Genomic DNA, 13,181 nt, shown 5'->3' with positions numbered 1-13,181 from the left:
TTCTGGAACTGTGTACTTATTATAAAAAAAACCGACGCAATATCAGTTGCGTCGGTTTTTTTTATCTAGAATTCAATTGCCCTGAGGGTTTAAATATCGAGTGTGTTTTCTTTTTCCCATTGGGAGAAATGGGATACGAAAGAATTCCATTCCTGGTGTTTCATCTTCAGGTAGGCGGCCGAGAATTCTTTGCCCATCATTGCCTTCAAAGACTTGTCTTTGTCGTATTCCCGCAGAGCATCTAGCATATTTAACGGTAGCTTCGGCGCATCAGTAACTTTGTGGCCTTCGGCGTACATATCGATGTCCCAGCGTTTTCCCGGATCGGCGTTGGTGCGTACACCGTCCAGACCCGCAGCAATCATGATGGCTTGAAGCAGATACGGATTTACCGCCCCATCCGGTAAGCGCAATTCAAATCGCCCAGGGCCCGGAACGCGCACCATATGAGTGCGGTTATTCCCTGTCCATGTCACAGTATTGGGGGCCCAAGTTGCACCGGACATTGTCCTTGGTGCATTGATACGCTTATAGCTGTTAACGGTCGGATTGGTGATTGCAGCCAGTGCGCTGGCATGTTTCATAATGCCGCCAAGGAAGGCACGCCCTTTATCCGACAGCCCCAATTCTTTGTCATTATCAGCAAATACATTTTTTGTGGATTTTTCACCAGGCGCATCCCACACCGAAACATGGGCGTGGCATCCATTGCCCGTCAAACCTTCGATAGGTTTGGGCATGAAGGTTGCTCTAAATCCATGCTTTTCAGCGACAGATCTCGTCATGAATTTGAAGAAGCTGTGCTTATCTGCAGTTGCCAGGGCATCGTCGAAATCCCAGTTCATTTCGAACTGACCATTGGCGTCCTCGTGGTCGTTCTGATAGGGGCCCCAACCAAGATCAAGCATGTAATCACATATCTCTTTGATGACATCGTAGCGACGCATAACGGCCTGTTGGTCGTAACAAGGTTTGACGGCAGTATCGAAAGGATCTGAAAGCTCTTCACCATCTGGGGTTAACAAGAAGAATTCAGCTTCGATTCCGGTTTTAACGTGCATGCCATCATCTGCAGCTTCTCTGATCAGACGGCGTAGGACGTTGCGGGGGGCCTGGGCGACATCTTCGCCTTCCATCACGCAATTTCCGGCAACCCAAGCCACTTCTGGGTTCCAGGGCAGTTGAATCACTGAAGATGGATCCGGAACTGCTAACATGTCTGGATGGGCCGGTGTTAAATCCAGCCAAGTCGCAAAGCCCGCGAACCCGGCGCCTTCTTCTTGCATGTCGGCGATGGCTTGTGCCGGTACAAGTTTTGCTCTTTGTCCCCCGAATAGGTCGGTAAAGGAGATCATGAAATACTTAACATTATTCTCTTGCGCGAAAGCAGCCAGATCTATCGTCATGGTCCGTCTTCCCTTTCCCTGTTGTTCTTAAAATTTAAGAGGCACAGCCTACATTGTAAACTGTGCCTCAATTTTTTTATGTTATTAAAATCCTGTTTTCCCTGGGTACCATTCCGTGCCAGCAAGGGGAACGCGCGCCATTGCAGCGGCTTCCATTGTCAGGGCACATAGGTCTTCTGGTTCCAAATTGTGAAGGTGATTTTTACCACAAGCTCGGGCAATAGTTTGAGCCTCTAGGGTTAGCACCTTCAGGTAATTTTTCAGACGTCGCCCCCCCTCAATGGGATCAAAGCGTGCCATGAGTTCTGGATCTTGCGTGGTAATACCAGCTGGGTCCTGGCCCTCGTGCCAGTCATCATAGGCGCCTGTTGTGGTCCCAAGTTTTTGGTATTCAGCTTCCCATTTTGGATCATTGTCGCCCAAGGCAACCAAAGCGGCAGTACCAATAGCTACAGCATCGGCACCGAGTGCCATTGCTTTGGCGACATCGGCACCTGTGCGAATACCACCGGACACAACGAGTTGAACTTCACGGTGCAGACCAAGATCTTGCAAGGCTTGTACTGCTGGGCGGATGCAAGCCAGTGTTGGCAAACCGACATGTTCGATGAAGACATCCTGCGTCGCAGCCGTCCCGCCCTGCATGCCATCAAGAACAATTACATCGGCTCCGGATTTTACGGCCAAAGTGGTGTCGAAATAAGGGCGTGTACCACCGATCTTTACGTATATCGGTTTTTCCCAGCCTGTTATTTCACGCAGTTCCAGAATTTTAATCTCTAGATCATCGGGGCCGGTCCAATCGGGATGACGGCAAGCTGAGCGCTGATCAATTCCCTTGGGCAGGTTACGCATTTCGGCAACCCGGTCGCTGATTTTCTGTCCCAGTAACATTCCGCCGCCCCCGGGTTTTGCACCCTGACCGATAACGATTTCAATCGCATCAGCTTTGCGTAAATCATCCGGGTTCATGCCATAGCGGGAGGGGAGGTATTGATAAACCAACTTGTTGGAATGACCGCGTTCTTCTGCTGTCATACCTCCATCACCTGTCGTCGTAGAGGTTCCCGCAGCGGAAGCGCCACGGCCAAGGGCTTCTTTTGCGGGGCCAGATAGAGCACCAAAGCTCATTCCAGCGATGGTCACAGGTGTATCCAGCTCAATTGGCTTTTTTGCGAAACGGGTACCAAGTGTCACCTTGGTTTCGCATTTTTCACGATAACCTTCTAAGGGGTAACGTGAAATAGAGGCGCCAAGGAACAGGAGGTCGTCAAAATGTGGAACCCGTCGCTTGGCACCGCCACCGCGAATATCATAGATACCCGTGGCTGCGGCACGGCGGATCTCTGCGTTGATTGAATTTGTGAAAGTCGCGGACTGGATTGGCGTCGTGCGCGGGATGGGATTATCGTTATTATCTGTCATGTCCATCTCCTTAATAGGCCGCGGCATTATCTACATCGAAATTGTATAGTTTTCGCGCAGATCCATATCGTTTGAAATCTTCGGGGTTTGCGTCTGATCCCGCACGGTCGAGTAAAACCTGCAAAATTCTTAGGTGTTTAGGTTCCATCTCTTTTTCGATGCAATCTGCCCCAAGACTTTTCACTGACCCGCGGACAAAAAGCCGGGCTTCGTAGAGGCTGTCCCCCAGGGCGTCACCCGCATCGCCACAAACCACGAGGTTGCCTGATTGGGCCATAAAGGCTGACATGTGACCGATGTTGCCGTGGACGACAATATCAATGCCTTTCATGGATATTCCGCATCGTGAAGAGGCGTTACCTTTGATCACGAGTAACCCGCCGTGGCCGGTTGCTCCGGCATACTGACTGGCGTCGCCTTCTACGATGACAGTACCTGACATCATATTTTCGGCGACGCCCGGCCCAGCAGAGCCGTGAACATTAATGGTGGCTTGTTTGTTCATCCCGGCACAGTAGTAACCAGTTGAGCCTTTAACCGTTACTTCTATTGGCGCATCGAGGCCGACAGCAATCGCATGACTTCCTTTGGCATTGATGACTTCCCAGGCGGTCTGGTTTGTGTCGTCTTTTTGAGCGTGGAGGGTTGCGTTTAATTCACGCAAACCTCGCTCTTCTAGATCAAATGTCTGCATATCAATGATTCCAAAAGTAAACAGTTGCGGGTTCTGGTTCCCAAACTTTGGCGTCTTCGATGCCAGGTAGATTTACCAGAGCTCGATATTCAGAGCCAAAGGCGACGTATTGATCCGTTTCTGCCATTACTGCAGGTTTACAGGCGATCGGATCGCGTACGACGCCAAAGCCATCTTTTGTACCCACGACGAAGGTGAAAAATCCGTCGAGGTCTTCAAGGCTACTTTCCAAGGCTTCACCTAATGTACTGCCCTGCTGCATTTTCCAGGTCAGATAGGCGGCGCCTACTTCTGTATCGTTAAGGGTTTCAATATGAATGCCTTCGCGGATGAGCTTGCGTCGTAAACTGTTGTGGTTTGACAGCGAGCCATTGTGCACGAGGCATTGATCCGAACCCGTAGAAAAGGGGTGTGCGCCCATGGTTGTGACAGCAGATTCTGTGGCCATGCGGGTGTGGCCTATACCGTGACTACCGCTCATTTTTGAAATGTTAAATCGAGAAGCAACGTCTTTTGGTAGCCCGACTTCTTTATAAATTTCGATGCTGTCACCAGCACTCATAACACATACGTCCGGGCGCAGGGTGCGAAGGACTTTACGTGCTTCAATCATTTTAGATGCTGGTATTTCTAAAACGGCATGGGTGTCTTTTCGTCGTATTGAGACTTGTGCGCCAATGGCTTTGCCTAGGTCACTATCAAGCGCCGCAAAGTCTTCTGATGCATTGTCAGACTGCACAGTCAGTTTGGCATGTTGATCTGTATTACTTCCGTAAATAGCAATGCCTGCACTGTCAGGGCCACGATCTGTCATGGTTACCAACATGTTTGTCAGTAAATCGCCTAGTTCAGGCTCCAATGTTTTGTCTTTTATAAATAATCCAACGATACCGCACATTGGCTTTGACCCTTCTTTGGTAATGAGATTCAAACGCTAGCACTGATTCGAAATCATATCAACTGAGAAGAAACTTTTTTTCATGTCAGGGAAAATCCAGGCGACGAATTTACTTCGCCGCCTGTAGTTCCGGCAGTAAAATAACGTTATTTAATAACGCTCGAGAGACCTGGTTATCTTTTCTCTTTCGCCAAGTCGCTTTGCATTCTCGAGATGTTCACTTTCCCGAATAAATTGAATGCGGTGCCAGCCTAGCCAAAACAGGACGCCGACAACGGTCATGGCAACCTCCCATCCCTGAAAAGGATAGACAGCACCAACTTCGGCCAGGTCTACGGCCCAATTTTCATAGCCAATAGTGGACATACTCAGTACTCCTTTTTCTGCTTATCTTTGGGCCAGGAAGGCTTTATCGGCTTCGATGATCTCAGCCTTTGAGTCTTCGTAGGCGTGGTGCTCAGCATAATCGAGACCCTGTAGTTCGACTTCTTCTGGGATGCGTAAGGCGCCAGCTGCATGTTGCATCTTGGCAACGGCCCAACCAGGTAAGAAACCAAGTACAAAGAACATAATGACCGCGCCGATTGTTTGCCCGAGTGGTGTGATTGCGGCATAACCTTCGAATGGTGAAGCAGGTACATCCCATAGAACAAAACCTGAAATGATTAGGCCAACAACGCCGGAATACCCGTGTACAGCAACAGCACCTACGGCATCATCAAGCTTGAACCGACGCTCTACCCAGTAGTGAAGTTTGTAAACAATCACAACACCGACTGCACCAATGACCATTGCCTGGATTGGGTGATAGAGATCGTTACCCGCAGAAGCGGTGATAATCCCGGCAAGACCACCTGAGAAGGTCCAGAAGGCATCGCCCTTTGAAACGACATATGCGGCCATCAATCCACCGGACAGAGACATCAGGAAGTTAACGGTAATTGCGGAAAGAGTTGTTGGTGCTAGATAGATATTGGTCGCGGTCCAAGTTGTACCTGTGATCTCACCACCGATAGCTTCAGGTGAAATAGCTGGTACGTTGCAGGCAGCGTAAAAGCCCCAAAATCCGGTATAGATCAGGAATATTCCGATTGTCAGCATCCAGGGGTTATGCGGTGGTATATCGCGTGGCGTACCATCTTTTGCGAATTTTCCGAGCCTTGGGCCGAGTACCATAAGTACCCCCAATGCATATCCGCCAGCAATGGCGTGGATCACACCTGATGCATAGGCATCATGATAGCCGAGGTATTTCACCATCCAACCGGCATAGTGCCAGCCCCAGGCAGCATCGATGATCCAGAAGACCGAACCGATAAGGACGGCATGCACCCAAAGCGCGCTGGAGCGAATCCGTTCTATGACTGAACCGGATACAATTGAGGCTGCTGTCCAGGAAAAGAGCAAAAATGCGGCCCAGAACACACCCGTGATTCTGTCCCCAAGGTTAGTACCCATATTCTCTGACCAGGGCAGATTGGCGTTACCTGCCTCATGGTTTAATCCTCCAAAGAAAGGGAAGTCCGGAAAGGCCCAATAGATCCACCATCCGAAGAAGAAGAATGTCACCGTTACCAAAGGTATGATCATGATATTTTTCATGAGTGTATGCATATGGTTGCGGCGTCTGCTCGCGCCCACTTCATACATGCAGAACCCGACGTGAATCAGGAACATAAAGACCACAGTTACCCAGTAGTAAAATTCAGTAAATATGGTGGTTAATGCATTTAGATTTCCATCCACTTTTCAAACTCCCCGTTCGCTTTTTCATTATGATAAAAGTTGCCTGGTAGTAATATTTTTTTCTTTTAATGTTGCGTTCAAAGGTGTCCTTCTGTCAACCTGTCTCTTAAAAATGACCAGAAATCGATTCTGGATAAATGAAACAGGGAGGATAAAATGACTGCATCTTGGAGGTTCTCAACACTGGGTGAACGCCACCGTGCCATGGGCTCACAACTTGAAGATTGGAGCGGAATGGGCACCGCGTGGTCTTATGACAAAGATCAGGAAGAAGAATATCTGGCGATTAGAACCAAGGCTGGATTTATGGATGTATCCGGTTTGAAAAAGGTTCATGTCATCGGTCCTCATGCAAGCCACGTCATTGATCGGGCCACCACTCGAAATGTTGAAAAGATCAAGCCGGGACGTTCCACTTATGCCTGTATGCTTAATGACGATGGAAAGTTTATCGATGATTGCGTGATCTACCGTATGGGCCCGAATAGTTTTATGGTGGTACACGGTTCAGGTCAGGGGCACGAGCAGTTGACTATGGCTGCAACAGGGCGTGATGTCGATATCAGGTTTGATGACAACCTGCATGATATTTCTCTACAGGGGCCAATGGCTGTTGATTTCCTGGAGGAATACGTCCCAGGTATCCGGGATGTTGTTTATTTCAGCCATATCCATACGACACTGTTTGACAAACCGGTCACGATTTCGCGTACGGGATATACCGGTGAGCGCGGGTATGAAATTTTCTGTCGAGGTCAGGACGCCCCGGATATCTGGGATACCTTGGTTGAAAGAGGTGCTTCAATGGGAATTATCCCAACACGCTTTACGACCCTGGACTGGCTGCGTGCTGAAAGCTATCTGTTGTTCTTCCCTTATGATAATTCCGAAATGTATCCATTTGAGAATGAAAAACATGGCGATACCCTATGGGAATTAGGTCTGGACTTCACTGTGTCTCCTGGCAAGACCGGGTTTCGGGGCGCAGAAGAGCACTATCGCTTGAAAGGGCAAGAGCGCTTTAAAATTTATGGCGTGAAACTGGATGGTCTTGAACCCGCTGAAGAAGGGGCGCCACTGATGAAAGACGGCAAGCAGGTCGGGGTTGTTACCATTGGTATGTATTCGCCACTAAACAATCACAACGTGGGTATCGCCAGAATGCCTGTGGATTGCGCAGTTGATGGCGTGGCTATGACCGTTAAGAATGAAAGTGGTGAAATTAACTGTATAGCGCATTCTATGCCATTTTATGATGTGGATAAAAAACGGCGTACAGCCAAAGGGTAGGGAGCTTGGTATTTCCTATAATTCACATACTTTTTTGACAAAACGGACAAATAAGGTGGTGTAGTGGACATGTCCAAGTTTAACTTTCCCAAATCGATTATCAGCCGACCTATCTATGGCACTCTTGAGGCTCGACCGGGGAAATCACATTTGATGATTGCTGATGGTGAGGGGGCTGAAGCGCTCTTTGACTTGGCCATCGCGGATGCCGAATTGATAGCCAAAAGTCATATTTTTTATTTTCCAAAAAATATTGGGACAGTTTATATAGAAAAACTGGAAAGTATGACTATTGCCCAGCTTCATGTTGGTCCCAGTTATGAGGCATCAGTCTCACGACTTCGTCGGGTGTTAGCTGATGCCCATATGGGGCTTCAGGTTTATCTTGCGGGTACAGAAAGTCTTATTGGACAAGCCATGCAAGAAGCTGTCAATGCAGGTATCCTCCATACGGCGATTCAAACAGAACACCGCGGTTCCGTCGGGCGTCGTATGCAGTGTGTGCATTGTAAAGGCATCACCGAGGATGTGATGGTTGATCCATTTGTCTGTTCTCATTGTGGATTAAACCTGTTTGTGCGCGATCATTATTCGCGCCGTCATGCGGCCTTTCAGGGGGTATGTGTGGATGCTGAAGATCCCGGAAATGTACCAACCCCAGTGGAGTTGTACTCATGAGCGCGGGAACAAGTAAAATTGCAGTGACAGTGACGGATGTTGTCGAACTCAACACGTTGGTTAAGCGGTTCAAATTCGAGCGGACAGACGGCGGACAGCTACCAACATTCTCTGGTGGTGCCCATACTGTTGTCGAGATGAAAGACGGTGATGTCACCCGTCTCAATCCCTATTCGCTGATGTCAGACCCGATGGATCAAAGGGCCTATACCATTTCGGTGCGGAGGGACGAGGAAGGTCGGGGTGGGTCTTTGTTCATGCATCAGAAAGTCAAAGTGGGTGACCAGATGGTCATTAGCTATCCGGTGAATTTGTTTTCATTAGATCTTAGGGCAAAAAAGCATTTGATGATCGCGGGTGGTATCGGGATTACCCCGTTTTTGGCGCAGATAAAGCAGCTCTCGGTTATGAACAACCATTTTGAGCTGCATTATACTGTTCGCACTGCCGCACTTGGATCATATGTTGATGAGTTGATCGATCATTACCCAAATAATGTGCAGATCTATTTCGATGATCAAAAACAGTCGATCAACCTTGAACGTTTATTAGAGGGGCAGCCTCTTGGCACCCACATCTATATCTGCGGTCCAAAAGGTATGATCAACTGGGTGCGGGGGGGAGCTGAAGCACAGGGTTGGCCCGATGAAGCAGTGCATTATGAAGAATTCCTCGCTCCGAAATCCGGCAAACCCTTTGAAGTCAAGTTGAGCGCTTCAAACAAGATCATCCAGGTCGGGGAACATCAGAGCCTGTTGGAAGCCATCGAGGCTGCAGGTGTTGATGCACCTTACCTTTGTCGAGGCGGGGCTTGCGGTCAATGCGAAACCAATGTGGTCGACTGTGATGGCACACTTATCCATCATGATCACTGGTTGGATGAAGATCAAAAATCAAACGGCAATAAAATCATGCCATGTGTCAGTCGGTTCGAGGGCAAGTCTCTCATTTTGGATCGCTAGGGAGAGATGACATGACGATACAATTCAACCAAGAAACCTTTCGCGGTGATTACACCTTTAAGAATTCGCAATGGGCGATAGACCGCTTTCCTTTTCCGTTCCACGAAGATAGTTACATGTATTCGGTAAATATGGAGCAGCACAAAGGCGGTCCAGAGGGCTCCGTTTATGAAAAACGTTTCGATGTGGATGAGCACTATGTTGCAGAGATGAAAGATCGGGCGTTGGTGCTGGCCGATGATCCTTTGCGGTGCCAATCCCTGCCACATATGACCTTGGCCGGGTGGGATCTTTTGGAACTGATCATGGTCAGTAAGTCAGAGGACTACCCTGATCTGTTCGAGTTACATCGCAATGGCAATAACTGGCATTGGATCAATAAGCCAATGGATATTGATCATAAATTCGTATTTATGGATGAAACCACGCTGCCTTATGGGCCCATGGAATACATTACCCGCCAAACTCAAGGGGATTTCGCCGTTCTGGATCAGCGTGATGATAATCTGTGGATGGACGCGGGTATGGTCACGACGCAGGCTGATTGGTCATTGGATTTCGATATTGGCATGAATTTCTTTGAATGGCATGCGCCAGTCCCCAAAGCACATGAAATGGGTATTTTTGTACGTGCCCTGAAATTTCTTTTAAATATTCAACAAGGTGCACCCGCAAGGCGGCTGAACTGGACAATGACGGTTAATCCTTTGCTTGATACCAGCCCGGAGAATTATCACAAATGGGGTATCGAAAAGACGACCTTAACGCCGGACAATGTCGGAGAGAAACAACATCTGCGGGTTGAGTTGCAAACGTTTTTCAGGCTACCCCGCTCTAACGCACTGGTGTTTCCGATCCGCTGTTATCTAATCAGGCTGGAAGAATTGGTCAGCGTTCCTAAATGGGGGCGTCGCTTCCATCGGGTAATACGCGATTTACCTGAAGAATTGGCCACCTATAAAGGCTTTATTGCCAATCGACCGATGATCGTCGACTATCTGTCAGAGTTTGATAACGGAGAAGAAACCTCTCCTGGAGTTTGGCGGGATTAATACTCATTAAAAAGAGTAACTAGAAAAACAGCACAGAATTACATTTTTAGGTTTTTCTGTGCTGTTCAAAACTAACTTACAAAGATAAATCCTGGGCGCTACGTTGCTTGTGAATATGAAATTACAGACAGGTAGCGGGCGGGCAATTTAATCAAAACCTCTGGACCGTGGGGGGCATCGGCGTCAAAGAACAGGGTGTCGCCCGGTTTTAGGGAATAGATTTTATTGCCGTGCCGATAATCTACTTCACCTTCCAGCATATATAGCATCTCGATACCTTCATGTTGGAAGGTGGGGAAAATATCGGACTCTTCAGTTAAGGAGATCAAATAAGGTTCAACCACAACGCCACTGGCGTTAGATCCTATATGCCCTAACAGATTGTATTGATGGCCTGCCCGTGTGCCATCGCGTTCCATCTCCACACCTTCACCAGATTTGGTGTGAACGGCATCGCGTGTTTCTTCAAATCTTCGAAAGAAAGCTGTGAGTGGTACACTCAGAGCATTAGACAGGGTTTGCAGAGTTGTTAGCGAGGGAGATGTATTGCCATTTTCAATCTTTGACAACATACCAATGGAAAGGCCAGTCAGTTTGGAAAGCTCGGCCACTGTGACGCCTTTTTGTCGACGGTAAGCTCTTACTTCACGTCCAATAGCGACCTCAAGAATCTTTTCACGTTCATCCCGCACCCGATGTGGATCCTGTGATAACGCTACTGTCGATATGTCGTTTTCCAACACTTCGGATTTCATTTGGCAAGGCCTTTGTTTATGGGTTTGTATTCTCGCGTCATCTAGGTGTTATAGTAGATAATCTGCTACGCTCATGCCAGATTTAGTTTCCTGACAGTAAGAAAAAACGCATAAAAATGAACAAGGGATGGTTTTTAATCGACTGTTCGATATCTTTTCCGAGTTGCACTGATATTCAACAACCAATCTTTGACGACCTGACATTCAGGAAATGAGGTCGCTTTATCTGAACGCAGTAGGTAATAACCGAATTGGGTGCGGATATCGGTCGGTCCAAGTGGACGCACCAATTTTCCCTCATTGAGTAATTCATCGACGAGATGCCCCCAACCAAGTGCAACGCCAAGACCATCAACCGCGGCCTGTATCGAGAGAGGATAGGTATTGAACAGGGCTGCCTGATCGAACTCAACGTTTTCAATGGTGTTGTGCGATAACCAAGTCTTCCAATTCATCCACTCCGAATGGCTACTGGAGACTTCAATTAACGCAAGCTTGCTCAGGTTTGATATTTCATTGGCCTGTGGGTTTGCCTTTAAAAAATCTGGCGAACAAACCGGAAATATAGTTTCGCCAAATAACAGCCGGGATTGAAAACCCGGCCAATTCCCATCTCCACGTAAGATAGAAAGATCAACCGTTTCAGCCAGGCATTCTTCATCGCTATCAGAAGCAACGAGCATGATTTTGAGATGTTTATTGCTGCGATTAAATTTGCGTAATCGCGGCATGAGCCACAGCGAGGCCACTGAGTTTGTCGCCGCTAGTGTTACAGGGCGGTTTTTAGGCTTATTGATAATTTGATTAGAGGCATCACGCAAAATCTGTAAGGCAGGCTGAATTTGATTCAGAAACGACCGCCCATCAGGGGTCAGGCTTATAGATCTGTGTCGACGTAAAAAAAAGGAGGCACGGTAGTGCAATTCCAATAATCGCACTTTTCGACTGATCGCAGTTTCACTGATATTCAGGTTTTTTGAAGCGCCGACAAAGCTTTCACAATCGGCTGCAGCTTCAAAGGCCAGGAGGTAATCAAGGGGCGGTAGGGTGTTTTTCTTGCTTTGCATTATTACGGAACCCGTCCCTCTACAGATGAAATCAGCCCAAATCAGAGCCTGTGGGTAATTTTTTTGTTAGGCACTATAAGTAAAAATGAGTCTCTATCTTATTATTTATACACGAATATTGAAATTAGGCACTAATTTCTTTGGGCATAGGCACTCAAAAATATTTGCAGAGAATCGCTCGTTTGTTGCCAAGATAATCCCTCAAACCGGGCGCCGCGTTCCGGACTAGATAATAAACGTAAAATCGACAGGGAATTACCATGAAATTGAGATACGTATTGTCTGCTACGGCCATTGCGGTAGCCGCTATATCGGGTGCACATGCTGATGACAGCAGTGATCCCATTATCATTCCAATTCACAACTGGTCCTCACAAATAGTGATGAGCCATGTGGTCGGACAGATATTTGAGAATATGGGGAACAACGTCGAGTTTGTAACCACTGACAGCCAAGCGGTTTATGAATCAGTTCGTCTTGGAGATGTGTCTCTCGAGCTCGAAGTTTGGGAAGGTGCATTTGGGGCCTCATTCAACGCTGCCAAAGAAAAAGGTGGCCTTCATGACGCCGCAAGCCACAACGCTGTTACCCGGGAAGACTGGTGGTACCCAATGTGGACCAAAGAAGCTTGCCCAGGTCTGCCGAGTTGGGAAGCATTGAATGATTGTGCTGCGAAGTTCTCTACACCAGAAACGGGTGATAAGGGGCGCTTTCTTGGGGGACCTGTAGATTGGTTGAAACATGATCAAGAGCGGGTTGATGCTCTTAATATGAATTTTGTTGTCGTGAATGCGGGGTCTGCAGCGGCAATCTGGGCTGAAATAGGTGCTGCTGAAAAAGAAAAAAGACCTATTGTCGTATTTAACTGGACGCCAAATTTTGCAGAAGCCGTGTGGCCAGGTGAATTTGTTGAATTTCCGACGTGGGTTGAATCTTGTAACGAAGACCCCAGTGTTGGTCCGAACCCGAATGCGACATACGATTGTGGAAATCCAGCAACTGGATATCTGAAGATCGCAGCCTGGGATGGGATGAAGGAAAAATGGCCCTCTGCCTATGGCGCTTTAACCCAGGTTTCTTTCACCAATCCACAGATCGCTGAGATGGCCAAGCTCGTTGATATCGAAGAGATGGAGCCTGAAGACGCCGCCTCAGCATGGCTTGAAGCCAACAAAGATGTCTGGGTAAATTGGACTAAATAAAAATCA

The 13,181-nt window shown here is 47.9% G+C and carries 13 protein-coding genes; 5 read left to right on the top strand and 8 right to left on the bottom strand.

The window, feature by feature from the left end; all coding sequences use genetic code 11:
• Window positions 1–89: 89 nt before the first annotated feature.
• From glnT to ACOGW3_RS19130, 6 genes are all read right to left on the bottom strand, one after another.
• Entirely contained in the window at window positions 90–1,406 is a 1,317-nt protein-coding gene (gene glnT / locus ACOGW3_RS19155; protein ID WP_419904429.1) for a type III glutamate--ammonia ligase, read from the bottom strand.
• A gap of 84 nt (window positions 1,407–1,490) precedes the next feature.
• A complete protein-coding gene (locus ACOGW3_RS19150) occupies window positions 1,491–2,831 on the bottom strand; it encodes an FMN-binding glutamate synthase family protein (protein ID WP_419904428.1) in 1,341 nt (446 codons plus the stop codon).
• A 10-nt stretch (window positions 2,832–2,841) separates the two neighbouring features.
• Window positions 2,842–3,525 carry a protein GlxC gene (locus ACOGW3_RS19145; RefSeq protein ID WP_419904427.1) on the bottom strand — a complete coding sequence of 228 codons (684 nt, stop codon included), beginning with the start codon at window positions 3,523–3,525 and terminating at the stop codon, window positions 2,842–2,844.
• Between the two features lies 1 nt (window position 3,526).
• Window positions 3,527–4,423 (bottom strand): class II glutamine amidotransferase, encoded by an 897-nt coding sequence (locus ACOGW3_RS19140; protein WP_419904426.1) that lies wholly within the window; start codon window positions 4,421–4,423, stop codon window positions 3,527–3,529.
• Window positions 4,424–4,573: 150 nt separating this feature from the next.
• Complete coding sequence (locus ACOGW3_RS19135) at window positions 4,574–4,789, bottom strand: hypothetical protein (RefSeq protein ID WP_419904425.1); 216 nt, start codon at window positions 4,787–4,789, stop codon at window positions 4,574–4,576.
• A 21-nt stretch (window positions 4,790–4,810) separates the two neighbouring features.
• Window positions 4,811–6,100, bottom strand: a complete 1,290-nt coding sequence (locus ACOGW3_RS19130; protein WP_419905959.1) for an ammonium transporter — start codon at window positions 6,098–6,100, stop codon at window positions 4,811–4,813.
• Window positions 6,101–6,325: 225 nt separating this feature from the next.
• Between ACOGW3_RS19130 and ACOGW3_RS19125 the strand changes: the two genes are divergently transcribed.
• The 4 genes from ACOGW3_RS19125 (at window position 6,326) to ACOGW3_RS19110 (ending at window position 10,151) form a co-directional block, all read left to right on the top strand.
• Window positions 6,326–7,459 carry an aminomethyltransferase family protein gene (locus tag ACOGW3_RS19125; protein ID WP_419904424.1) on the top strand — a complete coding sequence of 378 codons (1,134 nt, stop codon included), beginning with the start codon at window positions 6,326–6,328 and terminating at the stop codon, window positions 7,457–7,459.
• Window positions 7,460–7,528: 69 nt separating this feature from the next.
• Entirely contained in the window at window positions 7,529–8,137 is a 609-nt protein-coding gene (locus ACOGW3_RS19120; protein ID WP_419904423.1) for a dimethylamine monooxygenase subunit DmmA family protein, read from the top strand.
• Entirely contained in the window at window positions 8,134–9,099 is a 966-nt protein-coding gene (locus ACOGW3_RS19115) for a PDR/VanB family oxidoreductase (RefSeq protein WP_419904422.1), read from the top strand. Before ACOGW3_RS19120 ends, ACOGW3_RS19115 begins: the two co-directional genes overlap by 4 nt.
• 11 nt (window positions 9,100–9,110) lie before the next feature.
• On the top strand, window positions 9,111–10,151 hold the full coding sequence (locus ACOGW3_RS19110) for a heme-dependent oxidative N-demethylase family protein (protein WP_419904421.1): 1,041 nt from the start codon (window positions 9,111–9,113) through the stop codon (window positions 10,149–10,151).
• A gap of 98 nt (window positions 10,152–10,249) precedes the next feature.
• Here ACOGW3_RS19110 and ACOGW3_RS19105 read toward each other — a convergent pair whose 3' ends face one another.
• Window positions 10,250–10,906 (bottom strand): helix-turn-helix domain-containing protein, encoded by a 657-nt coding sequence (locus ACOGW3_RS19105; RefSeq protein WP_419904420.1) that lies wholly within the window; start codon window positions 10,904–10,906, stop codon window positions 10,250–10,252.
• 134 nt (window positions 10,907–11,040) lie between these two features.
• Window positions 11,041–11,973 carry a LysR substrate-binding domain-containing protein gene (locus ACOGW3_RS19100; RefSeq protein WP_419904419.1) on the bottom strand — a complete coding sequence of 311 codons (933 nt, stop codon included), beginning with the start codon at window positions 11,971–11,973 and terminating at the stop codon, window positions 11,041–11,043.
• 260 nt (window positions 11,974–12,233) lie between these two features.
• Here ACOGW3_RS19100 and ACOGW3_RS19095 point away from each other — a divergent pair, with 260 nt between their 5' ends.
• Window positions 12,234–13,175, top strand: coding sequence for an ABC transporter substrate-binding protein (locus tag ACOGW3_RS19095; RefSeq protein ID WP_419904418.1), 942 nt, complete (start codon window positions 12,234–12,236; stop codon window positions 13,173–13,175).
• Window positions 13,176–13,181: the final 6 nt, after the last annotated feature.

Origin of the sequence: Kiloniella sp., assembly GCF_965205715.1 — a bacterium.
Classification (GTDB): domain Bacteria; phylum Pseudomonadota; class Alphaproteobacteria; order Kiloniellales; family Kiloniellaceae; genus Kiloniella.
Note: the sequence above shows the minus strand (reverse complement) of the source record. Positions and strands in the feature narration are given on the sequence as shown.